At 53.4% G+C, this 26,256-nt stretch carries 19 protein-coding genes; 11 read left to right on the forward strand and 8 right to left on the reverse strand.

Annotation, left to right across the window (positions count from 1 at the left end; translation table 11 throughout):
• Positions 1–139: 139 nt before the first annotated feature.
• The 7 genes from DYY88_RS19125 to DYY88_RS19155 form a co-directional block, all read right to left on the reverse strand.
• The gene (locus DYY88_RS19125) at positions 140–1,042 is read right to left on the reverse strand and encodes a GGDEF domain-containing protein (protein ID WP_052288232.1); all 903 of its coding nucleotides are present in this window, start codon (positions 1,040–1,042) and stop codon (positions 140–142) included.
• A 918-nt stretch (positions 1,043–1,960) separates the two neighbouring features.
• On the reverse strand, positions 1,961–3,808 hold the full coding sequence (locus DYY88_RS19130; protein ID WP_084606957.1) for a DMT family transporter: 1,848 nt from the start codon (positions 3,806–3,808) through the stop codon (positions 1,961–1,963).
• A gap of 318 nt (positions 3,809–4,126) precedes the next feature.
• Positions 4,127–5,101 (reverse strand): sensor domain-containing diguanylate cyclase, encoded by a 975-nt coding sequence (locus DYY88_RS19135; RefSeq protein WP_039725460.1) that lies wholly within the window; start codon positions 5,099–5,101, stop codon positions 4,127–4,129.
• Between the two features lie 234 nt (positions 5,102–5,335).
• Positions 5,336–6,607, reverse strand: coding sequence for a FecR domain-containing protein (locus tag DYY88_RS24540; protein WP_052288233.1), 1,272 nt, complete (start codon positions 6,605–6,607; stop codon positions 5,336–5,338).
• Positions 6,608–7,258: 651 nt separating this feature from the next.
• Positions 7,259–8,368: an ABC transporter permease gene (locus DYY88_RS19145; protein ID WP_039725461.1), complete on the reverse strand. Its 1,110-nt coding sequence runs from the start codon at positions 8,366–8,368 to the stop codon at positions 7,259–7,261.
• Positions 8,365–10,425 (reverse strand): ATP-binding cassette domain-containing protein, encoded by a 2,061-nt coding sequence (locus tag DYY88_RS19150; protein ID WP_039725462.1) that lies wholly within the window; start codon positions 10,423–10,425, stop codon positions 8,365–8,367. Before DYY88_RS19150 ends, DYY88_RS19145 begins: the two co-directional genes overlap by 4 nt.
• Entirely contained in the window at positions 10,422–11,699 is a 1,278-nt protein-coding gene (locus DYY88_RS19155; protein ID WP_039725463.1) for an HlyD family secretion protein, read from the reverse strand. The genes DYY88_RS19150 and DYY88_RS19155 overlap by 4 nt, the downstream gene beginning before the upstream one ends.
• Before the next feature lie 104 nt (positions 11,700–11,803).
• On the opposite strand from DYY88_RS19155, the gene DYY88_RS19160 reads away from it, so the two are divergent.
• Positions 11,804–12,469, forward strand: coding sequence for a TetR/AcrR family transcriptional regulator (locus DYY88_RS19160; protein WP_039725464.1), 666 nt, complete (start codon positions 11,804–11,806; stop codon positions 12,467–12,469).
• A 138-nt stretch (positions 12,470–12,607) separates the two neighbouring features.
• Here DYY88_RS19160 and DYY88_RS19165 read toward each other — a convergent pair whose 3' ends face one another.
• Positions 12,608–13,501 carry an SDR family oxidoreductase gene (locus DYY88_RS19165; RefSeq protein WP_039725465.1) on the reverse strand — a complete coding sequence of 298 codons (894 nt, stop codon included), beginning with the start codon at positions 13,499–13,501 and terminating at the stop codon, positions 12,608–12,610.
• A gap of 109 nt (positions 13,502–13,610) precedes the next feature.
• Between DYY88_RS19165 and DYY88_RS19170 the strand changes: the two genes are divergently transcribed.
• The 10 genes from DYY88_RS19170 (at position 13,611) to rpsD (ending at position 26,012) form a co-directional block, all read left to right on the forward strand.
• Entirely contained in the window at positions 13,611–14,981 is a 1,371-nt protein-coding gene (locus tag DYY88_RS19170; RefSeq protein WP_130199525.1) for a pentapeptide repeat-containing protein, read from the forward strand.
• Between the two features lie 416 nt (positions 14,982–15,397).
• The gene (hpsL, locus tag DYY88_RS19175) at positions 15,398–17,071 is read left to right on the forward strand and encodes a hormogonium polysaccharide biosynthesis protein HpsL (RefSeq protein WP_044150965.1); all 1,674 of its coding nucleotides are present in this window, start codon (positions 15,398–15,400) and stop codon (positions 17,069–17,071) included.
• A 214-nt stretch (positions 17,072–17,285) separates the two neighbouring features.
• Entirely contained in the window at positions 17,286–17,567 is a 282-nt protein-coding gene (locus DYY88_RS19180) for an NDH complex assembly factor CRR9 (protein ID WP_039725466.1), read from the forward strand.
• 93 nt (positions 17,568–17,660) lie between these two features.
• Positions 17,661–18,398: a hypothetical protein gene (locus tag DYY88_RS19185; protein ID WP_039725467.1), complete on the forward strand. Its 738-nt coding sequence runs from the start codon at positions 17,661–17,663 to the stop codon at positions 18,396–18,398.
• A 334-nt stretch (positions 18,399–18,732) separates the two neighbouring features.
• Positions 18,733–19,503 carry a PspA/IM30 family protein gene (locus tag DYY88_RS19190; protein WP_039725468.1) on the forward strand — a complete coding sequence of 257 codons (771 nt, stop codon included), beginning with the start codon at positions 18,733–18,735 and terminating at the stop codon, positions 19,501–19,503.
• Between the two features lie 650 nt (positions 19,504–20,153).
• Entirely contained in the window at positions 20,154–22,874 is a 2,721-nt protein-coding gene (locus DYY88_RS19195; protein WP_039725469.1) for an MGH1-like glycoside hydrolase domain-containing protein, read from the forward strand.
• A gap of 485 nt (positions 22,875–23,359) precedes the next feature.
• Positions 23,360–24,529 (forward strand): LL-diaminopimelate aminotransferase, encoded by a 1,170-nt coding sequence (locus DYY88_RS19205; protein WP_039725470.1) that lies wholly within the window; start codon positions 23,360–23,362, stop codon positions 24,527–24,529.
• Between the two features lie 119 nt (positions 24,530–24,648).
• Positions 24,649–24,870 (forward strand): hypothetical protein, encoded by a 222-nt coding sequence (locus tag DYY88_RS19210; RefSeq protein WP_039725471.1) that lies wholly within the window; start codon positions 24,649–24,651, stop codon positions 24,868–24,870.
• Positions 24,871–24,972: 102 nt separating this feature from the next.
• Positions 24,973–25,275 (forward strand): 30S ribosomal protein S14, encoded by a 303-nt coding sequence (gene rpsN / locus DYY88_RS19215; protein ID WP_039725472.1) that lies wholly within the window; start codon positions 24,973–24,975, stop codon positions 25,273–25,275.
• A 128-nt stretch (positions 25,276–25,403) separates the two neighbouring features.
• Complete coding sequence (rpsD, locus tag DYY88_RS19220; protein ID WP_039725473.1) at positions 25,404–26,012, forward strand: 30S ribosomal protein S4; 609 nt, start codon at positions 25,404–25,406, stop codon at positions 26,010–26,012.
• Positions 26,013–26,256 lie beyond the last annotated feature (244 nt).

Below are 26,256 nucleotides of genomic sequence, written 5' to 3' on the forward strand. Positions count from 1 at the left end.
TTGAACAGCCAAGACGGCTGTCCACACTTAGATTAAATTCCGATTCCTAAGTTTGGGAAATACTGTCCAAACTTCTGGCCTGAAGCGCCCAGACGACTGCTCCCACTCATTCAGATCATCCAGGCAGGGGCATCACGACTCAGCCCATAATGACGCGGTTGCGCCCAGTACGTTTAGCCCGCAATAGGTTGTCGTCTGCCCGGCGAATCAACTCTTTACCATGCTCATCATCAGTGGCCGCCAACGTCGCCACACCGATGCTGATAGTGAGTGGCAGATCCAACCGTTTACTAATAACAAACGGCGTGTCGTTAATCAACCGCCGGAGCCGCTCTGCCAGTTGTTCAGCATCCTCTGCCGTTGTACTTTGCAGCAGTACCACAAACTCTTCCCCCCCGTAGCGAAAAGGCGTTTCATAAAAGCGCATGTGATGGCGCAAGCGATCGGCAAACATTCTCAGCACCTGATCACCCACCAGATGACCATGGTCGTCATTCACCTGCTTAAAGAAATCAATGTCAATAATCAATAAACTTAGGGGATGGTTTTGCTCACGAGTGACTTGAATCTGTCGTGGTAACTCCCAATCAAAGGCCCGACGATTGCCCAACTGAGTTAATGGATCGACCAGGGCGATCGCCGACAATAAATCATTGGCCTGTGACAATTCCCGATAAGCCTGATTCCGCCGAAAAGCAGTGCGAATGTGAGCCTGCAACGCCCGATTCAGATGATCAACACTCGCCGTCCCCTCCACTGTCGTCGCACTCGGCAGCCATAAATACGCATCAGCCCCCACCTCTAAAGCCGTAGTCGTCAGCCCCACCTGGCGCAATAAAACCTCTTCAGAAATTGGCTCTGGCGGACAGTTCCGCTCATCTAACAAAATGGTGTAACACCACAGATGATGGCGCTGCTGCTTTAGCGATTGACAAAATTCCCAATTACTTGGCTGAGCTGCTTGAAGCAAGATAATATCGGGCGTTTCTGAGTCCAATAACTCTGTAGCAGCTTGAGCATCTGGCACCTGCCAAGCAGTCATCACTGACAAACCACGGACTTTTTCACAAAGCCGCGCTGAAAAGTCGGAATCGCCGACAATAAGTACCGATCCATTCATTACAGGGAAAGAAGTAAGCCTGTGCGGTGGAACAAAGACATGATGCTTTTATCACAGACCAGCAGTCTGTAGGTCAAAGTTTACGACTCTGGCATCACTGACGAACATTCATCAAAGCTATCTACGTGGACGCACAAAGGCAGGGAGAAGCACAAACATCGCGGGGGCTAGATTTTGACTCTCTCTTTTGAAAGCATGCAGACTAACGGTGTTGCTTAGGGCCAAGACCCCTCAGTGTGACGGCTAAAGTCACTCAGATAGCGTCGCCGAGCATCTACTTAAATAAATATTCAACCTGCTATGTAGGATTCCCGGATTATCTGTGTAGCTTACTGCTAAAGTTTGCTCAACTAATCCTGATTTAGTCGGATATAGTCGGCATCGTATCAGGTTAACAATCAATCTTTCTCCCGCCCAAATACGCAAAAACCAAAATAGATGTACTGCTCACGAGATTTTTGCACACAGTTGCTGCCATGACAGCAGAGGAATATTTTAAGTCCGTCGATCATCCACGGCCGTAACCAATAAGCCGTAACTAATAAAAGGAGCTCGATCCTTTGGCCTGACGGTTCCCCTGGCTCATGGCCCTTTGTTCACCCAGCAACTCATGCCAAGCGAATTAACTAAATAGACTTGAGTTATAGCAGTCCGCAGTCAGGTACCAACAGGCAAGGGGCTTAAGCCCCTTGTTCCGCAGCATGGGGATGTACGGAGCGATCTACGCGGCGCTATAAATTGGCAAGACGGGTGGCTCAGGTTCAGCCCTTGACGTCCAACGTTTTCAAGACCTCTAATCAAGAAAACTGCCTGTTTGAAACTAAGCTCTAGTGGTGGAGCTCACGCCGCATTCACCTTCTTGGGAGCTTTGGCTTTTTTACCTAACCTTTCTAGACTGAGGGCCAGAACCCCAAGAGTGACCAAAATCACCCCGATCCATTGAATCGACTGAAGAGTTGATTTTTCGCCAGGGGTAATGATGTAAGCCATCACGGCCGTCAATACGGGGCCACTCGCGGCCACAATTGAAGCTTGAGCAGCCCCCATTAAACGAACGCCAAAGTTGTTGAATAAGTATCCCAGTAGGGTTAACCCCCCCAACAAGAATGCTGCAATATACAGACTCGTATAGCTACTGGGTTGTGCTGTCTCTAATCCCAACACGGAGCCCACCATGAGAATCAGACTAGTCAACACAAAAATCGTGCTGAATTGAATGAGGGTAGCAGGCACCGGATGCAGCTTACGGAAACTGATCTGCATTGAAACTAGGTATAAGGCAAAAGCCGCACTAGAGAGTAAACCGGCAAAAACGCCCCAGGGTGAAACAGTACCCACGGCAAGATCGCTGCTAATGCGCGGCAGAGCGGTAAAGACGATGCCAATAGTAATCGCAAACATTACCAGTCCTCTTAGAGGAGTGGGGCGATCGCCAAACAGGAACCAGGCCAGCGGTACTGTAATCAACGGATACATGAACAGCAACGTGACGGCGACTCCCGGCCCAATGTCAGAAATCGCCTTATAGATCAATACCTGCGACATAAACAAGAAACAGCCACTGGCAATCACGGGAAACAACGGTCGCTTATCTGGCTGTCCCAAAAATTGCCGCAACTCGCCCCAAACTTTGGGATAAATCTTTTGGGCCACCAAACACATTAACGGCAACACCACCAACATCCTGAGCCACAACAGCATCAGAGAGTTAGGGATGTTGAGGGGAAAAATACCTTCGATGGGAATCTGGCCAAAAATATTGCCCCCATACCCAATAATGCCGACCAAAACGTTGTGTACAGATAACGCCAGTGTCGATAGAACAATGAAAATCAGCCCCTTTTGGAACGCTGAGGCGGGCTTTTTAGCCTGGTTGGGCGCGGTCGCAGTGGGATTAGATGTCGAGTTAGCCGAGGCACTTGCCGGCACATATCCTTGATGATGGGGTTGACTATGAGCAGGCTGATTGTAAGGCAGGGCATGAGCACCAGTCGGGGACTGCCCCGGGGGCGATAGTGGTCGCTGCTGATAGCCGTTTAACGGCTGACCATAGGCGCTACCGTTGCCGTTGGTGACTGTCGCGATCGCTCGTGGTCGAGCAATTTGCGTCTGCAATTGCAAGCTCAACCGACTCACCAGAGCTTCTAACAGAGCTTCACCCTGCTGCTCCATACTGTGCATCCGGCTAATCTGTTGCGATAGTGAGCTTTGATAACTGTTGAGATCTTGCTGTAAGGAATGGAGGGTATCGTTCAGACTAGAATCGAGTGACGACAGGAGCTGGTAAGCATTTTGCAAAGAGCCATCGGGAGCCGTAGTGACACCGACGGGTGTACCGCCAGCGTAGATGTCTTGAGTCAACCGTCCCTGCAGATGAGTGGCGAGAGCTTGCGCTAACTTCTTAGCCCATACCTGCTGCTGGGCTAGTTGCTGACGACTCAGTTCTACACTGTGCTGCTCTCTGAGCGTACCAACCTCGTCTTTAAGAGTTTGGTACTCCTCTTCAAGGATTTCAATATCGTTGAGCAGGCGATGCTTGGTTCCTTGCAACCGGGCGATGTCTTGATTTAACTGACCTGAGAGCTCATCCTGTAGCGCCCTCAAGTCTTGAGATACTTTACGTAGTGCCTCGCGAGCAATTTTGCTCTCGTCGTTTGGATGGCTTGATGCGTGATCCACTTGGCCCATACCTATAGTTGCCCCTAACTGGCGTACTCGCCTCGTTTATGGTGCCCGAGTCACCAGGCGTACTCCCCTTCCCTAGTTGCTATTGTGCTCAAAAAAGCCAAAAAGATCTCACCAATGCAGGAAAAACTTTTATTTGTCAAGTATTTCTAGGGTCCGCGATCGCAGACACGTAGACCAAACTCACGCTGGATGATCCCCAAAAACTTTTATCGCCTTCGGTGGCGACATGCTGCCCGCATTGTTTGCCATTGCCCTGTGCCAAGAGAGTATCGCCTCTGACTTAAAGCAGGCCGAGTTCCCGCTTAAAAGCCGCTAGCCTCACCCACTCGGCAACGGACAAGATAGCGCCGCCTGCTCTAACTTGCGTTGCTGCTTATGACGATACATGGCCAAATCAGCTTCATGCCACGCCGCCATCAAGCCTTGATGGGGATGACGCACGGCATAACCAATTGAGGCACGGATCTCAGACCGTGTAAGCGTCTCTTGAAGTTGCTCAACATAGCTGCGGACCGCTTCATGATCCATCTCAACGCCTAAAATAGCAAACTCATCGCCGCCAGTTCGTGCTGCAACATCTGATGGACGAAGCACGGGTTCAATCGCTGCCGTGAATTGCTGTAGGTGCTGGTCCCCACAAGTATGACCAAATTGATCGTTGATTTTCTTTAAATCGTCCAGATCAATCACAATCACACTGGCCGCGCAGCCTAATTGTTGACAGCGAGTTTCTTCTAGTTGTAGCAACTTTTCCCAGCCTCGCCGATTGTAAAGCCCCGTCAGGGTATCGGTCTGCGCTTCCCATGCGGCCCGCTCGGCGCTTCGACGTGCCTGTTGGCTCTTGAGTTCAGCATCTAACAAGCTGCCCAGCAAACGAGCAATCAACTCCAATAGCGGCAAATCATCTTGCAAGCTATCAGGAAAAGTCGTGGGGTGGATGCCGCAAAGGGTCCCAAACAGGTTGCCGTCTTTATCGCATAGTGGCAGGCCAATGTAAGCTGCAACTTTGAATTTTTGATTAATGGGAGCGTTTTTGTAAGCCGCAACGAGATCGGAGTCAGTGGCAATGAAAGGACCTTTGCCTTTGATCATTTCTGAACAGAAAGAGTCAGCCCACTGGAAGACGGTACCAGGCTCGACTCCGTAGCCATGATCTTCGGCTTGCAAGACAACCCAGTCATGTCCAGAGACTCGTGTCACCATCCACAGATCAAAGCCGATGCGATCGCGCAACAACGCCAGCACCGCGTGACTGGCAGTGGCAAAATCTGGATAGCCACGAAAATCAATCATTGAATTGACTGAGAACCTATCGGCAAAAGGCTCTCAACTCCGAAGATAGAGGTATGTACTATCTTGCCCCAAATAGCATTGCTAAATTAATGAAGGACTGGGCAATTTATAAAATATTGACTGCCAAACTGCAGGCCATCGCCAGACTATGAAGGGAAGTCGCAATTGGTGGTAATGGCGGCTTTGCCCGGTCCACTGGGCCGTTTTATCTATAAAACCTCCGAAACAATCGCCTTACGGCACGTTTTGGTTGGCGGGAACCGCCGGAGTCGCGGGAGTCGCAGGGGTACCTGGTTCACCCGGAGTTGCGGGGATTGCCGGGGTCGCCGGAGTCGCCGGAGTCGCTGGAGTCGCCGGAGTCGCCGGGGTCGCCGGGGTCGCTGGAGTCGCCGGGGTCGCTGGAGTCGCCGGAGTCGGTTCTAAAACACCAGGAGGCGGCACCGATAGATTAGGGCCACTCGCAGTACTCGCATCCGTAATCCCGCCTGCGGCCAATCCACTTTGGCCGGACATGTCTAGACCAAAATCAAAGACTGAAGCATCCATTGTCGGCGCCACAACGACTGGAATACTCTCTAAGTTGTTGGTAGCTGCTGGGGTGGCATCTGGACTGGGGAGATAGCTAGCGGCAGGATCGAGGCGATCGCTCATGCTCGCCGTCCAGTTATCGTCAGTTGGGAGTTGCCAATCAAGGCCAGCAATGGTGCTGACTTGCAAATCAAGTAGCTGGTGATTGAGCACCGCCCGGCCCACAAAGTTGGCTTGTTGCGCTAATCCATCACGCGTCTCTTGATGCACAGCATCGGTGGGTAAACCCGTACCCATAAAGTTGGGGTCATCGAGGTGTAAGCCAGCGGCCAAAGTGCTGGTTTTGTAGAACAGTTGGAGATTAAATTCAAATACTTCAAGGTTGCCATTGGCAGCGATCGCCATCTGCCCAGCCACCAAAGTCACAGATTTGCCATTGGGCAACGTCACTTCAACAGGGCCACCGGGGTTATTCGTCAGTGCCATAACGACAGTGCGACCTGGCGGTGACGAGAGACTCGGGGGCGCATCTGGCGACACCGGGACTTCGGGGATATGGCGCACCACCACCGCCGTGCCTTGAATGCCAGTGACCGCACTAGGTGTTTGAATCGTACTTGGCCCACGACCTGGCGGCACTAACAATAAAGCCGTACCGTTAGACAGGCGAAAATTCCGCGTATTGGGCACAAACCAAAATGTTGCCTGTTCGCCAATACGAGCGAGCGAGCCATCATTAAATCGCAAATCAGCTCGGGCTGCCGCAGCCGTCCGAATTGCATCACCGACAGCCAGCCAGTCAGAAAGGTTAGCGGCTCTGGCGGTGCCAGAGTCTGGCAAGTACTCAACGCGGTTGTACAGCGCCTCGACATCGGCACGAGTTAAAGGTACGTCGGCCAGCACCTTATGGGGAACGACAAGACTGGCCAGCACAGAGGCGAATACCGTCAAACCAGTTAATCGAAAAGCGGATCCCATACTCATTTGCCTCAACCCAATTAGTTGTCTGCTAGAGCCAATCACCATTTAGCAGCCGACCTCAGTTGCGAGGGGGGCACCAACCCAAAACCGTCGAGCCCGCATCCACCTGGATTAACTCTAAAGTTTCTCAGCCTGACTGAATATCCCCTTTGCAGGACAGCAGTCATGTGACGAAAGCCAGTAATCTGCAATTTCCCTGATTGATATTGCTATCAAACTATGCAGCGCAAGCTGCCGACTATCGTTAAAGCCCTGATTCACTGAGTCTTCATGAACCTTTGCCCGAGGGTTCATGAAGACTTGATGTATCTAATATAACAAGCAGTCCTCTGTATGGCTCAGCGCTTAACGTTTCTATGCTTGCTAGTGGGGAGTGATCTAAGCAGGCACTTGGAAGATTAGGCCATACAGTTTCGTCGATATAACGCCTCTAACGGCCGTAAGCATAGCCATAAGTCTGGCAAGCACGCTACCAATGTCCGGCTCGTCGTCGCCAATTTGTCGCATGTATTTATCTCACCATTGGAGGAGCTGTGGGTACCGGTCAGGTGACAGCACTGCTGGCATGTGACTGTTGCGGCACTGCCTGCGTGATCAAACCGCTTCGGTACCCATCTGAATCATGAATCAATTCAGCAACGCCAGAATTTAGTCTGAGAATTGCATCCGGTGGAGGGCACGGATGGCGATGCGGAAGAAGAAGCCCCCGATCGCGGCAATGGCCAAGGGGGCGTACCAGATGCCGGGCCAGCCGGTGCCCCGGACGAAGGCATCGCGGGTGATTTCGATGAAGTAGCGGGCGGGAATCACGTTGGAGACCAGGGAGAGGGGGAAGGGGATATTTTCAAGGCGGTAGATGAAGCCGGAAAGTAGGAGGGCGGTGAGGAAACCCGCGATCGCCGTGCCCTGCACCGCTCCGGTCTGATTGCCTGCACGGGCACCGACCAGTAGCCCAAAGGCGACGGCGGCAGCCTCGTAGATTACCAGTCCCAACAGCAGCGGCGTCGGGTCGCCGCGCACCCGAAGGCCAAACAGGAGCATGGCGACAGTCATGACCACGAGGGCTTCGGCCAGGGCCACGATGAGATAGGCCAACTCTTTGCCGAGCAACCATTCCGTTGAACTCAGGTCGGAGGCGTAGGCTTGCACGATGGTGCCCTGTTCCTTTTCGCGGACGAGGGCGATCGCGGCCAGCATGGAGGGAAACACCCAGAGAATGACGCCAAAAATGCCGGGGACGATGTAGAGCGATTCTTGCCGACCGGGGTTGAACCAGAGGCGCACTTGGGCATCAATGGGCGATCGCGCCTGGGGCGGGAGCAAATCGCTGCTGCGCAGAAAGAACTGGGTCGTGGCCCGCAGACTGTTTTGAATGACGCGGGCGTTGTTGACATCGGTGCCGTCGATCAGGGCTTGCACGGTGACGGGTTTGCGGGCTTTGACCTGGCGTTCAAAGTCGGGAGGAATGACGATGGTGGCTTTGGCGGTGCCCCGGTCTAACGCGGCGGTGGGGGCGGTGCCCTCTAAGGGGGTGGGGACGAATTGGTTGGTGGCAAAGAGGCGAGCAACGTAGGTGCGGCTGAGGGGACTGTTGTCGAAGTCTTGCACGCTGAGGGGAATGTTTTTCGCTTCCAGGCGAATGGCGTAGCCGTAAATCAGCAGCACCGCCAGGGGCAGCACGAAGGCGAGGGCGACGGTGAGGCGAGCGCGCCGAAACTGGTTGAGTTCTTTCCAGCACTGGGACAGGATTCGTTTCATGACACCGCTGCCCGTTGCACAATGCCGATGAACGCATCTTCGAGGGAGAAGGGTGCGGGATGGAGGGTGTGGATATCGATGTCGGCGTCGGCCAACCAGCGGCGCACGGTGTCGAGTTCCTGATCGGGATGGTCGAGGACGAGGTGGAGGCGATCGCCAAAAATCGCCACGCGCCAGGGTTCCAGCCGCTCCTTCAAGAGATCTGAGGCGGCCTGGGTTTGGTCGGAGACCAGTTCAAACAACTGACCGGGCTGACTGGTCTTAATATCGCTAGGGGAACCCTGGGCCACAATTTCCCCCGCCACCATGAAGGCCATGTTGTTGCAGTTCTCGGCTTCTTCGAGGTAGTGGGTGGTGACGAGAATGGCGGTGCCCCGGCGAGCAAAGTCGCGAATCAGTCGCCAAAACTGCCGCCGCGCCAACGGATCGACGCCGGAAGTGGGTTCGTCCAGAAACAGGATATCGGGCTCGTGCATCACCGACGCGCCAAAGGACACCCGCTGCTTCCAGCCCCCCGGCAGACTGCCCGTGATCAGATTTTCGCGACCCACCAGCCCACAGGTTGCCAGCACCCAGTCAATCTTGTCTCGCCGCGCTTTTTTGGGCACGCCATAGACGCCGCAGTAAAATTCCAGGTTTTGGCGAATGGTCAGGTCGTCGTAGAGGGTGAATTTTTGGCTCATGTAGCCGATGCGCGATCGCACTTCGGAGCGATTTAGGTTTTGAGTTTCACCCGCTAGCTCTACCGTACCGCTGCTCGCGGGTAGCAGGCCGCATAGCATTTTGATCACGGTCGTTTTGCCCGCCCCGTTCGCGCCCAACAGGCCATAAACTTCGCCGTAACGCACAGTGATATCGACGCCCTTCACCGCTTGAAAGTCGCCAAAGGTCTTTTGCAGATTTTGGGTGGCGATTGCTAAACCGCCTTTTTCCTTCCCGGCACGATAGGCGGGAAACTCCAGGTAGGCGGGGTCGAGTCCCTGCTGGCGCAGCCGATTCACGAACACATTCTCTAGCGTGGGATCGTTTTGGCCCATGGCTCTGACCGTTAAGCCGTGTTGGCTGAGCACTGAGCGGATCTGTGTTTGGCCCCGCTCGGCGTCGGTTACAAGGACATCGAGGCGATCGCCAAAGGTCTGAATATCCACGATAGCTGAGGGCTGATGGCCCCCTAAATCCCCTAATGCTGGAGGACTTTGTCCGGTCTCCCCCAAAGTTGGGGGGCGAGGGGGGCGATTCTCGGATGGTGAAGATTTCGAAGACGGCTCCTCAGACGCCACGGATTGAACCCGCTCTGACAAAACGGCTTCGGCCTGGGTCAGTGGTTCGGCCCGCACTTCGATGCGCTGCAAGCCGAGGCTGTCCCGCAGTTCCTTCAGAGTGCCGATTTGTTGAATTTCTCCAGCATAGATTAGGGCGATGCGGTGGCAGCGTTCCGCTTCATCCAGATAGGGGGTGGCAGCGACGACGGTCACGCCCTCCGTAGCGACCGCTGCCAGCAGATCCCAAAACTCCCGCCGCGATACCGGATCAACCCCCGTCGTCGGTTCATCTAGCAGCAGAATTTTGGGCTGGGTCACCAGCGCGCAGCAAAGGGCCAGCTTCTGCTTCATGCCGCCGGAAAGTTGCCCCGCCAGGCGATCGCGAAACCGCTCCAGATCCACCCGCTGCAACAGAGGGCGGGCCCGTTCCGCAAACACGGCATCGGGCACCCGCCGCAGTCCGGCGCTGTAGCGCATGTTTTCTTCAATGCTGAGGTCAGGATAGAGGGAAAACTTTTGGGTGACGTAGCCCAGGTTGAGTCGCGCCTGCCGGGGGGGAGTGCCGAGCACCGACACCTCGCCAGCGGTGGCGGCCATGACTCCTGCGAGGATTTGGAACGTCGTCGTTTTGCCCGCGCCATCGGGACCAATCAAACCAAAGATTTCCCCCGATCGCACTTCAAAATTGATGCCTTTGAGGGCATCCAGCTTGCCGTAGCGTTTGCGGAGATGGTGAACGGCGATCGCGCGATCGGCCTGTAAGGTCGTTCGCGCTTGGGGGGCTGAGAGTGTCATCTCTCTACCTCCCCATCGTCCAGCAGAATTTCGCCATCAGCAGGCATCCCTGGCTTCGCAAACCCGTCGGGATTTTCAATATTCAGCCGGAGGCCAAACACCTGAGTCACCCGATCTTCTTTGAAATAGATGTTCTCCGGGGTGAAGGACGCCTCGGTATCGACGGCAGAAACGGCGGCCTCCAAGGGCTGATCGGGAGCCGAATCCAAAAACACCTGGGCGGGCTGCCCGACGCGAATGTTGCCAACGTCGCCCTCAGGGACGTAACCCCGCAGGTAGACATCGCTCAAGTCCACTACTGTCAGCACCGTGGTGCCGGTGGCAATCACCTCTCCCGGTTCGACGGTGCGGGTCAATACGACACCCGCGATGGGGCTGGTGATGTCCAAATCATTCAGCCGCGCCGTAGTTTCGGCCACGCTAGCCTGGGCTGCCTTGAGATTCGCCTGAGCCGCTTCGAGCTGCGATCGCGCCTGTTCTTGCTGAGTTTGCAGACGATTGAGCTGCGCGGTACGAATGTCGGGGTTCAGTTCGGTGGTTTGGGCTTGGGTGAGGACACCTTGGGCAGCGCTGACCTGCTGTTGGGCCGCAGCAACGGCGGCCTGACGCGCCACCAGCGTTTCCTGGGCGGTTTCAAACTGGGTTTGGGCCTGGTCAAACTGCTGCTGAGCAATGGCCCCCTGGTTCACTAGGGTGGCGAAGCGATCGCGATCGCTCCTCGCTAACGCTAGCGTGGACTGTGCCTCCTGCAATCGCGCCTGGGCTTCCGCCAGCTGGGCGAGGGCCGCAGCCACTGTCGCCTCTGACTGATTGACCCGCCCGGCAGCGTCCCCCTGAGACTGCTGCAGCGTGAGCTGGGTTTCTTGAATCTGGCTGTCGATCACCGCAATTTGCAACTGGGCCTGACTCACCTGTTGCTGGGCCGCCGCCACCCGCGCCTGGGCCGCTTCCAGTTGGGCTCGCAACTCCGCATCATCCAGTCGTGCGATCACCTGTCCGGGGGTAACGCGATCGCCCTCGCGCACTGTCACCTCCGCAACGTGCCCGCCGACCTTGGCCCCCAAATCAGTTTCGTACCCTTCAATCCGTCCGCTAAGTGCAATCACGCTATCGTCAGGACGAGTCAGCCAATAGCGCACACCCACGCCAGCCGCCACCACAAGCAACAAAAGCGGCAAAATCAACTTCAGCTTTGATTTCAACCTTTGCTGAGGACTCACCGAAGATGCTGAGGATGAGTCAGAATCGCCATGAGTCGGTGCAAGCTGGGTCATCACTAAACCCCAAAGCTAGAGCTAAACTATACGGTGTAGTATAGATCCAACATCCCAGACGTCTAGCGTTATCAATACATTCTTAAAATTTGGAGATAAAGGCTATGGGAGTCCTGCCAGCACCCACTTCAGCGGCTCAACTCAAGCGCGAACAGATCTTGCAGGGAGCCTGGCAAATCTTTTTGCAGAATGGCTATGAAGGGACCAGCATGGATCGCGTAGCAGCGGCGGCAGGGGTTTCTAAAATCACCATTTACAAGCATTTTCAAGATAAAGAAGGCGTGTTCACAGCGCTGATTGAGCAGGTAACGGCGGAGCGGTTTCAACTGGTGTTTGGCGATTTTGCTTTTGACGAGCCGCCCGCGATCGCCCTTCGCAAACTGGCCAAAAAGCTGTTGGATATCCTCGCGATCGATGACGAATACATCGCGTTTTTGCGGCTTTTGATTGGGGAATCAGGACGGTTTCCGGGATTGGCGCAACTGTTTATCAAGGCGCTGCCCCAAAAAGTTTGGACCCTGTTGAGCCAGTACGTAGCGGCTCACCCAGAACTGCCGTCTCCTCATCCTGAGGCCACCGCCCGCATTTTTGTGGGAGCGCTGATCAGCTATGTCATGACCCAGAAGGTATTGCACGGTGAGGCGATCGCCCCCATCCATCAGGACATTTTGATCGCCTCTCTAGTGAAAACCATCGTCGGTCATGCCGACTCTACGAACGATATGGCAGAACAAAATTATGACGCTGCCATGTTCAATGGATATGGGTAGGGCAGATTCCTGACTTGTGACTGAGGCACTTGGGCAACAGAGATTCCCGAATGACCCATTGGTCTATGTCCTTGCCACAATTACCGAGAAATTATCTTCTCGCCAATTTCTGAGCTTGAGATGAGCAACTGATCCAGGTCAGTTTTCTTTGGAACTTGAAGCTTGAGCGATCGCCTTCAAAGCTGCTTGGGGTGGCTTTGGGGTATAACCCAAGGCAAAAGCTTTATGGCTATCAAGAGCAACATCTGGAGGTCTGGGCGTAGAGAGAGAAACTGAAGCCTGTAAAGCTGGCTGAAGCGTAGTCGTCGGCAGTTCAAAAGTCTTGGCTATCAAGCATCCCAGCTCATAGCGATTGATCGGCTGTGGCCCACCTAAGTGCCAGATCCCAGATACGGCTTGGTCAAGGATGAGATGCAAGGCTTGAATAATATCGAATACCGAGGCGGGCGTACGAATCTCATCGGTAAATAAAGTTTGGGGAATATTCGCCGCGATCGCCGCTAGTGTGCTCTGAACAAAACATTGGGCGGTTGCGGTGGGTGGCCCCATCAATAGCGGCAAGCGACAAATCGTCGCAGCGGGATAGGTCGCGAGCACGGTTGCTTCGGCAATCGCTTTGTGAGCGCCATAAATATTCACCGGGTTAGGGCGATCGCCCTCGGCATAGGGCGGGCAAGTACCGTCGAAGACTAGATCTGTCGATGTAAAAATAAACGGAATTTGAGCAGCCGCACAGCGTCGCACCAGTTTAGCTGTGCCCGCAACATTCACCTGATAACTGAGAGTGGGATTTTGTTGGCACTGCCCGGTTGCAGCAAGCGCGGCAGTATGAATCACCGCATCGGGCCGCGCTTGCTCCCAAACCGATTGCACAGACTGCTCATCAGTAAGGTCAAGTGGCAGCGGGTTGATGTTGACCGGGGCGATCGCTTGCGTGTGATATGTGCCCCAAAGCTGCCAGCCCACCTTGGTTTGATGACAAAGGTGACCGCCTAAAAATCCACTGGCTCCAGTAATCAGTAGCGATCGCATCTGTATTCCCTATGGCTGAAATGTCACCAGCTGATTTAGCACATTGTCCAATTTTGACGGATCAGGCTACATTGAGCGATGAACCTGGCCCATGCAAAGGATTTTCGCTATGAATTCTGGTGCCCAGCCCAACGGCGACCCAACTCCTGATAATCGCGAAGACTCGGATATTGCTGCGGCATCTCAGTCATCATCGACCTCTGATCACTCTAATCCTCATGAGCAGCACGCTTTAGAAACTGCAAGCATGGACCATGACCTGGCAGCAGCCGAGCCCGACACCCGTCAGCTATCTCAGAATGGGCGATCGCCTCGTTCAGACGACCTGCCTCCAGCTATGCGGTCAGAGCTAGCCACAGCCCCAATGGCCGTGTCTACAGCCAAGAGTCCCCCTGCTACGTTAGTCATTTTGGTGGGTGTCTTACTGGTTATCTTGGGCTTGGCCTTTAGCCTAAGTTGGCTCACCCTCATTGGTGCCCTCCTAACGCTGGTATTAGCCTGGGGATTGATTTGGCCCTCGCTATCTTATTTTGTGGCCGAACTTTCACCCCAGCAGCGATCGCTCATCGTCGCCATTCCGGCCGCAGTGATTGGTGCCATTGGGCTCACTGAGGCCCTCGGCATTAATCAAGCAATTCGCACCTGGGCACTCACCCTGCGGTGGGATATTTTGGGCTCGTTTGGGGACTTTTTGGGCGCGATCGGGCAAATTTTTGTCGCTCTATTGGCCTTATTTGTGGCCTGGCGACAGTACATCATCTCCCGCGATTTGACACTGCAACAAAATCGCATTACTCAACAGCAAACTATTGATGCTTACTTTCAAGGCATTTCTGAGTTAGTGCTGGATGACGAAGGACTACTCGAAGATTGGCCCCAAGAAAGAATTATCGCCGAGGCGCGGACGGCAGCTATTTTAAGCAGCATTGACGCTCCTGGCAAAGCCAAGATTATTCGCTTTTTATCGCGATCGCGCCTCCTCACACCCCTCAAGCGAGACGAGCATCTGGGGCGGCCCATCCTCGATGGACATGGCGGATACGCCGAAGATCGAAATCGCGGCGTGCGGGTCATCAATCTGGGGGCCATTTTGGCGAATGCAAACCTCTCCGGCAGCGACCTGCGGTGGACTGACTTGAGCGATGTCAACCTCATTCGCGCTGACTTAAGTCGTTGTGATCTAGTCCGAGCCAATTTTTCGCGCACTATCCTCTACCAAGCCAGTCTTGCCGAAGCCGATCTGATGGGCGTGACCTTTTTCTATGGCACAGCTAAATCTGCCTCACCCCGTAGTCGCTTAGAACCGCCTAACTTTTCTACAGGCGAGCATACCGGAGCCGTGATTGAAGACGTAGACTTTTCAGGAGCTAAGCGCATGTCTGATGAACAACGTCAGTACTGCTGTCGCTGGGGCGGCGACACTACCCGCGCGACCATTCCGGGCGGCTGCGAAGGAATTCCTAATTGCTTAGGTCGATAAAAATACGGATTTTCCTTTAAGGTCTTCGTAAAGAATTGACAGCCTCCTCTCAAGCTGGCGGTTGACCTCGTTAGGCTTGGAAAAATCAGTCTGCTTCCAATTGGAGCCAGACGATACATGCAGTGCGGCTCAAGCAGTTTTGAACCCAAGAACGGTTGCTTTGAAGGAGTCTCAGATCTGCAGGGTTATCTCGCAGGAGCGGGATGTCTCACTGTTATTTAGGGGAACAATCCTTTAACCAGTTGCCGTTAGCTCAGTTGCCAAGATTCACTAGCACCGTCCGGTTGTAAGGGAGCTCAGAGAATGGGCGAAGCCATGTTATCCCCAAAACCGCCTGGGTCCGTGCTCCGAAGGAGCGATCGCTGCCCCAGCAGTTACCTTTCCTCTCCGCCAGTTATTGTCCCGCATTAGTCCCTATGCCCAAGACTAAAGTTAAGCCCAAAAGCAAAGCTAAGAAAAAGCAGCAGGCTCAGGCAGCAGCGGCAGCTGAGCCTCAACTTTCAAAAAAAGAACTGCGCAGAATTGCCCGTGCTAAGGCCCAAGATCGGCAGCGGGTGATTTCTGCAATCATTCCCATACTTTTAGTCAGTGTCGTGTTGGGAGCCATCATTAGCTTTATAGCTGAACCCAAGCTCGGCGTTGCTGGTGGGGCCGCGATCGCTTGTCTAGCACTGTCCTATCGCTTTCCTCGATATGCCATTTATGGCTTTATCTTTTATTTACCCATTAGTGGCACGGTCACTTATGCCTTAGGCGGCAGTGCCATACTCACACTCGCCAAAGACGCTATTTTCTTCCCAGCTCTTTTGACAGTAATTCTGTTTTGCCAAAAATACAAACAACCGCTTGTACAACCGCCTGCATTAAGACTGCCACTTATCGTATTTATGAGTTACTCGATAGCAATTCTCCTATTTGTAAATGGCTCTCAGCAGCTTTCATCGAATGGTGAGCAGCCTATTTTACTAGGTGTTTTAGGATTAAAAGCTTTAGTTGGCTACCTCTTGCTTATTACTTGCATCCACTATCTTATTCGCAGCAAAGAAAATCTCTATTTTTTATTACGTACTCAAGCTGTTTTGATCATCATTTGCTGTGCTCTCGGCTTTGTTCAATACATGATGTTGAAAACAGGAATGTGTCCTCCTACGCAAGGTGAGGGCGATGATCTATTCAAGGCATCTCTAGAGGCTCGATGCTTTGTAGGCGGAGCCCTTTTATATTCACCCCAATTTGGAGTTATTCGTTTGCCTGGAACCTTCGTGGCGCCCTGGCAGTGGGCCTGGTTTTTAATTTCCAGCACTTTCTTTGCTTTTGGCACTGCCTTTAACGATCGCTCAATTATCTGGCGTGGCATTGGCATTCTCGCTATGGTCATGGTCGGGGTCATGGCCGTAGTTTCGGGGCAGCGCATTGCTCTAGCGCTAGTCCCTGCCTCCGTGGTGCTGCTGCTCCTCATGACTGGGCAGCTACTGCAGCCCAAGCGATTTTTGCCAATTGCTGTGGGGCTGGCTGGCATTCTAGTTTTCTTAGCGATTCAATATCCTGAGGTGCTCTCAGGCAGTATTGACAGTTTTGTCAGCCGGTGGAATGCTGCCCCTCCTACAAAATTCATTACCCACCAGCTAGAGTGGGCGATGGATCAACAACAAGGGTTACTGGGCAGGGGATTAGGGCGAGCTACGAACGCTGCCCGAATTTTTGGCAAGACCGTTCTTGTGGAAACGTATCACTCTAAGGTGCTGTATGAAATGGCTCCGTTGGGGTTGATTTTACTCTTATCGCTGTTCACAATTTTAGTCATCACCACCTTCAAAGCTTATCGTTCTATCAAAGACCCAAACCTACGTGGCTACGGAGCAGCGATGTTCACCTTTGTGTTGTTCATCAGTTACTTTCCTTACTACTACCCGTTAGATGTTGATCCAGTGAATGTCTATTACTGGTTGGCTGCAGGCATTGCACTCAAATTGCCAGATCTAGATCGTCAAGAGCGAGCTAACAATACGGGGACTGGCAAAAAACTTACGAAGAAAGAGTTAAAGCAATTACAAAAATCACAAAAATCAATTGAGTTTAGATGGCCATAGCTCGCCAGACTTGAGTGATAGTAAGCGCTAAAGAAATGACTTGGTGTCGCCAAGCAGCTGTAAGCTTAGCGACACATTTTTTTAGTTTTCTGAAGCATAGCTGCAATACTGAGTATGCTGAAATTGGGTAGTGTTGATATCTTTACTAGCGTCACGACGCGATTTGATAGATCGATGCAGTTACCCGATCGCTCTGCCACTTAAGTTTATTCAGATGTTCGACCAATCCGTACAATTCCTTACGCCCGAAGAATCCGCCGACGTCGATAAAGCCCTGCTCACTTCGCCCGAAAAATTTCTCACGCGACTGACTATTTCCACCAGTAAGCTGCTGAAGGCGATCGCTGAAGACTGTGAAACGCCGATCTCAGAGTTGACTCCGCAGCAAATTATTCAATGGTTCGAAGCTGACTCTAAGCGCAAGCAAGAGCAAGGCATTAACGCCTCTGTCCTCAAATGGGAGGCTCAAGATCTCAAAGACGTCACCAACGAATAGAAAGTGTTCCCCATCTGCCGGTAACCTGCGGACGAAATTGTTCTGCGCGCTGAAATATGCTGAGTGAGTCTGCTTTGTGACAGAAGATGTCTCATGTCCAACTCATTGGTGTGGCTTTGGAGAGAGTTGCAAGAATGGCTAGCTCAATTGCGGGCAGGGCTCAGGGAGTTTTTCGAAGCGGTTGATTCATCTGCGCAGCCCTCACCTGTGCTTGACTTTGCTAGTCGAGACCATTTTCCCGATATTACCACCAGCAGAGTTACCTTTATCGGCGCAGATATACCACCGTTTGAAGCGCTTGAGGCACTCTTAGATGCCGCTTGGCTCTATCTCACCGCCCAAGAAAGATTTATTGCTAACGAAAACCAGGCTGTGATAGCACTCAATGCCAGAATTGCGGCTCACCAACGTTGGATTCAACGTTATGAGAGCGCGTGTGATGTTCAGCCGGTTGCCTCACCAGATGAACGGAATCTAGATCGCAATCGCTACTACCGCTATCAACAAGAACTGGCTATTTATCAGCAGGTTAACATGCTGAGACAGCAGCAAGTCGATAGCCTAAACCGCAATCGCATTAGGATCTTGATTCAGCTTGACAACTTGAGATCGGAACTCCTTCAACTCCATTCATATTGCCTATCTGTTGACCCCCAGCTGAGCAGTTGGGAGCAGCTATCCCGCTACACCAGAGATTACAGACAGGGTCGGATCAATGATGTGAACCAACATCTTAAAGCGGTGAGAGCAGAGGATAAACGAGTGATTGACACGTTTAACCAACGTCTGACTCAATTGCTCAAAACCTGGCATCCAATCAGTTCGGCCTGATAACTGTCCAAACAGTAACCCCAGAATATCGCCCTTGAGGGGCAGCCAACGTTGAGACCTCGGGAAAAGTGGCGGAGAGTCCAGACCCAAAATTTGGGAGCCCTATTGCAGAAAATCGGTGTTACACCTGCTGATTAGAATGTCTCAGGCAACGGAGTCATGTGTTAAGACTAGAGCAGGCAACCGCCCTGTTGCTTGTCATCAGTTATCTAGTTTCAAGCCAGGTTCTCCTGATGCGTCAGGTTGTGAACCGAATAATAGGGGTTAGAGGCTACGAGACTGATTGGGAGGTGCCTCCCGGTAACACAGCAAACTTAGAAGGAACTACAGAATCATGGGGTTGTTTGATCGAGTCAGCCGCGTCGTTCGCTCTAATCTAAACGCCGCCGTTAGTGGTGCAGAGGATCCGGAAAAGATCTTGGATCAGGCCATCATTGACATGCAGGAAGACCTGGTGCAAATGCGGCAGGCCGTTGCGAAGGCGATCGCTTCCCAAAAGCGGGTACAGCAGCAGTACGAGCGGGCTCAATCAGAAGCTAACACCTGGCATCAGCGGGCTCAGCTGGCGTTGCAGAAAGGTGATGAGAATTTAGCGCGCGAAGCTTTAACTCGGAAGAAAACGCAGAGTGAAACCGCCAACACCTTAAAAACGCAGCTTGACGGCCAAGCCACCCAAGTCGAGCAGCTCAAGAAAAATTTGATTGGCTTGGAAAGCAAGATTTCGGAAGCCAAGACGAAGAAAGATATGCTCAAGGCGCGAGTCAGCGCTGCTAAAGCCAACGAACAGTTGCAGAGCACCATGACTTCCATGAATACCAGCAGCGCCATGGGGGCGTTTGAGCGCATGGAAGAAAAAGTGCTGATGATGGAAGCCAAGTCGCAAGCGGCGCAAGAGCTGGCGGGTTCCGATCTGGAAAGTCAATTTGCGGCGTTAGAAGCGGGCGGTGATGTGGATGACGAATTGGCGGCGATGAAAGCGCAACTATCAGGCAGTGCCCCCGATCATAACCAGCTCCCCGCTGCTGATGAACCGGTGGCTGCGCCTAAGGATGCCGCCGTTGACGCGGAGCTTGAAGAACTCAAGACTCAGCTCGACAATCTTTAAATCACAGACGACGAAACTGTTGGGCCAGTGGGCAGCGATCGCGGCCCACTGGCTTTTTTGATGGGCCTGCGCCACCTTCAATTGCTCAGGCGATCTTTCAAGGTTGAAACATTCGTGGCGACAGTTGCGGTTGACGTTAAGGAAATCGCCCGCATTCAGGATTGCCGCTGGTTGGGGCTCGTGACTCGACGTTAGCCAACGAGGGAACTTGCATTGCGAGAGCACACCTCAAGTCGGCTGGGGCGCGATCGCCGCTGCATACTCTCCTGGCATTGGGGATGATCCGCAGTCGGCTCCCAGAGACATCCAATATTGATTCTGGGTTTTACCTCTCAGCCTCTCAGAAAGGTAAAAACAGGGCACAGAGAACGTTTCAAACCCCTTCTAAACCTAATGTTTACCTGGTTATGAGAAATTATTGGAATCTGTCGCAAAAGGGCATACATTACAATCAATTCGTTTCTGATTTGTGAGGGCTTTGGTTGCTAGCCTTTCAGCCATAAGTAATCGGGTTCCTCTCGCTTGACCGAGTCATCTTGATAGCTACAAAAGCCGTTGTCCTGAGCGCGATCGCTGCCTGGGACGATGTCTACTCATCTCTCAGGGCAGCCTTTTCAGGAAGTGCCCCATTACTACCAAAGGATGAATGTATGAACGCAGAGCAACAGCGCTTACAGGCTGCCAAATTGCAGCAACAGCCCTGGAAAAAGTGGGGGCCGTATTTGAGTGAGCGGCAATGGGGCACGGTGCGCGAAGACTACAGTGACAATGGCGATGCCTGGAACTACTTTCCCCATGACCATGCGCGATCGCGGGCCTATCGCTGGGGCGAAGACGGTTTGGCCGGGCTCAGTGATGATCATCAATTACTGTGCTTTGCGATCACCCTGTGGAATGGTCACGACCCCATTCTCAAAGAGCGACTATTTGGCCTGACCAACAGCGAAGGCAACCATGGCGAAGATGTCAAAGAATACTACTTCTATTTAGACAGCTCGCCCACCCACGCCTACATGAAATACCTCTACAAGTATCCGCAGCAGGCATATCCCTACGAGGACTTAGTGAAGACCAACGGCTCCCTCGGGCGGGATGTGCCGGAATATGAACTGCTGGACACGGGCATCTTTGACGAGAACCGTTACTTTGATGTGTTTGTGGAATACGCCAAGGGCGGCCCCGAGGATGTGTTGATTAAACTTTCGGTGGCGAATCGTGGCCCCGAAGCTGCGCCCCTTCACCTGCTGCCGACATTGTGGTTTCGCAATACCTGGTCTTGGGAGGTGGGCGGTTCCAAGCCTGTGTTGCAAAAAGTGGACGGGCTTGACCATAGTGCCGTGAGAGCCAGCCTCACTGATGAAGCGCTGAAGCCGTTCTTGAGCGATTATGTGCTGCATTGCCAGGGGGGTGTGCCGCTCCTATTCACCGAAAATGAAACGAATCAGGAACGGTTGTTTGGCGCGCCGAACGCCAGCCCGTTTGTCAAGGACAGCATTCACAACTATGTGGTGCAGAGGCAGAGTAGCGTGGTGAATCCGGCCAATACGGGGACGAAAGTGGCGGCCCATTACACGTTGACGATCGCCCCTGGTGCCACGGAAGTCATCTGGTTGCGCCTGTCTGCGGCGGACCTGCACATCAACCAACCGTTTGACGATTTTGAGGCCATTTTTGCGGCCCGCCAGCAAGAAACCGATGAGTTTTATGCCAATGTCATGCCGCCGGCGTTGCTCGCCGATCGCGATCGCGCCAACATTTTCCGTCAGGCGCTCGCGGGCATGATGTGGACTAAGCAGTATTTTTACTACGACGTGGATCAGTGGCTAGAGGAGCATCAGATCACGCCTTGGATGAGTGCCGCCCAGCGGCATGGCGTGCGGAATAGCGATTGGTACCACATGCTGAACGATGACATTATCTCCATGCCCGACAAGTGGGAATATCCCTGGTATGCCGCCTGGGATCTGGCCTTTCACATGTTGCCCATCAGCATCATTGACCCCGATTTTGCCAAAGAACAGCTCACCCTGATGCTGCGGGAAGATTACCTGCACCCCAATGGCCAAATTCCCGCTTATGAATGGAATTTCAGCGACGTGAATCCGCCCGTGCACGCCTGGGCCACTTGGGAAACCTACGCTCGGGAAAAGGAGATCAACAATGGCGAAGGCGACATTGAATTTCTCAAATACGCTTTTTCCAAACTGCTAATCAACTTCACCTGGTGGGTCAATCGCAAAGACGCCAGCGGCAATAACGTCTTCGAAGGCGGCTTTTTGGGTCTAGACAACATCGGCGTGTTCGATCGCAGTTCGCCCCTGCCCACCGGGGGGTATCTGGAACAAGCCGATGGCACGGCGTGGATGGCCTTTTTTAGTCAGCGGATGTTGCAGATTGCGATCGAGTTGGCGCTGCATGATCCCCTGTATGAAGACATGGCGATCAAGTTTTTTGAACATACATTGTGGATCGCGGGCGCGATGGATCGCGTGGGCGACAATATGGACGAACTGTGGGACGAGGCCGATGGTTTCTTCTACGATGTCCTCCGCTTTCCCGATGGCAGTGCCACCCGCATCAAAGTGCGATCGATGGTGGGCATGCTGGTGCTGATGGCGATCGCCGTCTTTCCACCCGAAGTCTTTGAAAAACTACCGAATTTTGTGGAGCGCGCCAATCTCTTCCTCAAGCGCCACCCCGAACTCACCCACGCCATCCATCTACCCACGGAGCCTGGTTTGCAGGGGCGCCGCATGCTGTCTGTCGTAAATGCCGACAAGCTGCGCCGCATTCTCGCCTATTTATTGGATGAGAACGAGTTTTTGAGCGAATACGGGATTCGCGCCTTATCGAAATATCACGAAGAGCATCCCTACGTGTTTCACCACGGTCGGCAAGAGTTTCGCGTGGATTATTTGCCGGGCGACTCCAACACGGGCATGTTTGGGGGCAACTCCAACTGGCGCGGTCCCATCTGGATGCCGGTCAATTTGTTGCTGTTGCGATCGCTGGTTCACCTTTATAGCTACTACGGCGATGACTTCAAGGTGGAATGCCCCACTGGGTCAGGCAACTATGTCACCCTTTTTGAAGCCGCCGCCGAAATCGCCAACCGCCTGGTGAGCATTTTTGCCCGTAATGAAGCGGGCAATCGTCCGGTCTATGGCGGTGCCGACAAGTTTCAAACCGATCCTTACTGGAATGAGTTGATTCTGTTTTACGAATACTTTCATGGAGACAACGGCGCGGGCATCGGTGCCAGTCACCAAACCGGCTGGACGGGTTGCATCGCCACGATTCTCCAAGCCGCTAGCTATCTGACCCCCGACATTGTGCGCACCACCGGCCCCGGTCGTTTTGTGCCCCAGTAGCGATCGCCCCCACTGAAACCGTTTCGGCTACAGTCGCGATGATCTGATTGAGCCCTCGCCCCAATCAAATCATCGCCTGCTCGGCGGCACGCTGAGAGGCGTGACCGCAATGGTAAACAGTACTGCATTCTCCATTTTGAACGCTGCTCGATGGGGGCAAATCGAAACGAGTGCATACCACTTTTGTAAATTGGGCCCTCATCCCCCAACCCCTTCTCCCAAAACTGGGAGAAGGGGGGCCGGACAAGTCCCTCTCCCAGCATTGGGAGAGGGATTTAGGGTGAGGGTAACGAAACTGGGATGCACCCAATCGAAACTGCCCCATCGAGCAGATCCTCAACAAAGTTTGTATCTCCGTCTTAAAAGTCCCCGCAAGTTGCCACTAGAAGAATCGGCATTATTTCCCAACCTCTGCTCCCCAAGGCTCTCAAACATCTCAAAACCTGCGATAAGGTGGAAATTGCCGCCGTCACGTGGTCAGACCCATGCAATTTGCCGATCGCCTCGCTCCCCTTCAAACCAACGTTTTCGCCGATATGGATCGCGCCAAAGCCCAGGCACGCCAGACCGGACAAACGATCATTGACCTATCCCTCGGCTCGTCTGATCTGCCCACGGCCCCCGCTGTGCTCGATACCATCGCCGAAGCCCTCTACGACACCAGCACTCACGGCTATTCCCTCTTTCAGAGCACCCTGCCCTTCCGGCAAACGGCTGCTGAATGGTACACCCGCAAGTTTGGTGTGCCCGTCGATCCAGAAACCGAAGTTCTATTACTGATTGGCTCCCAAGAAGGTACCGCCCACCTGCCTCTCGCGTTGTTAAATCCCGGCGATTTTGCCCTGCTGACTGATCCCGGCTATCCCTCCCATGCGGGCGGCGTGCATCTCGCGAGTGGTCAGTTTTACACCATGCCCCTGCTAGCGGAAAACGGCTTCCTCCCCCGGTTTGACGAGATTCCTCCCGCCGTGCTCGCCCAGTCCCGCATGATGGTGCTCAGCTATCCCCACAACCCCACCACTGGCTATGCTTCTCTAGATTTCTGGCAAGAGGCTGTAGCGTTTTGCCGGGCCCACAATCTTGCCCTGGTTCACGATTTTCCCTATGGCGATGTCACCTATACCGGCGAACCCGCCCCGTCCGTCTTGCAAGCCGATCGCGACAAAAGCGTTTCCATTGAGTTTTACTCCATGTCCAAGTCATACAACATGGGCGGGTTCCGAGTCGGCTATGCGATCGGCAACGCGCAGTTGATCAAAGCCTTGCGACAGGTCAAAGCCGTAATTGATTTCAACCAGTATCCCGGCATCGTGCGAGGGGCGATCGCGGCCCTTTCCGGCTCCCAAGACGGTGTGCAGCAAACCGTCAACACCTTTCGCCAGCGGCGCGACGCCTTTGTAGACGCGATGACGAAAGTTGGCTGGCCCATCCCCAAACCCAACGCCACCCAATACCTCTGGGTCAAACTCCCCGAACCGTGGGCACAAGACTCCATCAACTTTTGTGTCCAACTCGTCGAGGCCACAGGCGTCGCCCTGGCCCCCGGACGCGGCTTTGGCAAACACGGCGAAGGCTACGTCCGCATCGCCCTCGTCCAGCCCCCAAGCGTACTGGAAAGCGCCGTCCAAAAAATTCACCACTTCATCAACCGCTAGCCCTGCCTGCCACCCTCACACCCAACCCCCCTCACACTCCCTGTCCCCCAACCCTGCGGATCGGCAACGCTAACCCACTCAGCGACCCTCAGACCCAACCACCCTCACACTCTTTCCCCATGCCCCTATCTTCAGACGAAACCAAACAACTCCTAGAACGCCTCGTCTTTACCAACAGTACCGCCGAAGACTGGGTACAAGACATTTGGGCGCTGAGCCCGACCCTGGGCGAAACAGCAGCCCGCCTTGTTGATGTGCTCGACGGGTTACTCGACTGCACCCCAGAAGAACGCCTGGAAACCCTTTTGCAGAGTTTCTACCGCGAACAATTGGAAGAATAACCAAGACACAGCCTCTTGCCGACAAGATTGATCTTTACGAAGACAAGTCCACTGCGTTAAAATCATAGACTGTGTTGAAAATTACCAAACCAGATAAATTGCATGGCTAAAAAAAGCATGGTCGCGCGCGAGCGCAAACGTGAAAAGCTAGTGGCAAAATACGCTGAAAAGCGTGCTGCACTAATGGAAGAGTTCGAACAAGCTGAAGGCCCTGGGGCTAAATTTGCGGTTCATCGCAAAATTCAGCAGCTGCCTCGGGCCAGCTCTCGAACTCGTCTTCGTAATCGCTGTTGGAAAACCGGTCGGCCTCGTGGCTATTACCGCGACTTTGGCCTTTGCCGTAACCAGCTGCGAGAAATGGCTCACCAAGGTCTTTTACCTGGTGTGGTGAAGTCCAGCTGGTAATCGCTCGACTTCATTTCCTTCGTTCTTTGCCGACCGAGAGTATCGCCACCACCTCTTGGTTCGTTGATACGCAATCCCTAGATGCGGGGGTGGCAACTAATTGACATCTAAACACTGGAGAAATTTGCATGTCTCGTTATAGAGGACCGCGACTCAGAGTCGTTCGCCGTCTGGGTGAACTGCCCGGTCTATCTCGTAAATCCCCTCGTAAGGCTTATCCCCCCGGACAACATGGTCAAGCTCGCAAGAAAAAGACCGAGTACGCCATTCGTCTGGAAGAGAAGCAAAAGCTTCGCTTTAACTACGGTGTTAGTGAAAAGCAACTAGTCCGCTATGTGAAAAAGGCGCGGCGAGCTGGCGGCTCCACTGGTTTGGTAATTTTGCAGCTGCTGGAAATGCGCCTCGACAACACGATTTTCCGACTTGGGTTTGCTCCCACGATTCCGGCAGCGCGGCAACTGGTTAACCACGGTCACATTACCGTCAACGGTCGAGTGTTAGATATTGCTAGCTACCAGTGCCGTCCTGGCGATGTGATTGCCGTTCGCGATCGCGATGCCTCTAAGAAAATGGTTACCGCCAATTTGGAATTCCCCGGTTTGGCCAACGTTCCCACTCACCTGGAACTCGACAAGGATAAGCTAGCCGCAAAGGTCAACGGCATTATTGATCGAGAATGGGTGGCTCTCAACGTCAACGAGCTGTTGGTGGTTGAGTACTACTCCCGTAAAGCTTAAACAATACTGCTGGTTTCCTACAGCTGAAAAGACAGCTGTTTTTGACCTACCGTCTCGGTTCAAAGCCCTGCTTTGGACCGAGTTTTTTATGATTGCTCAGTTTCCTGACGACTATCGTCGCTCGGCGGCCCCAATATAGCGTTGCGCAGATAGCTCCGTTCATTGATTTGACGGAAAAACGAGGGGCTTAGGTTAGGAAGCAGGATTTTTCAAATCCAACCCAAGTTTTGTTGAGCAAGCATCT

Source organism: Leptolyngbya iicbica LK, assembly GCF_004212215.1.
Taxonomy (GTDB): domain Bacteria; phylum Cyanobacteriota; class Cyanobacteriia; order Phormidesmidales; family Phormidesmidaceae; genus Halomicronema; species Halomicronema iicbica.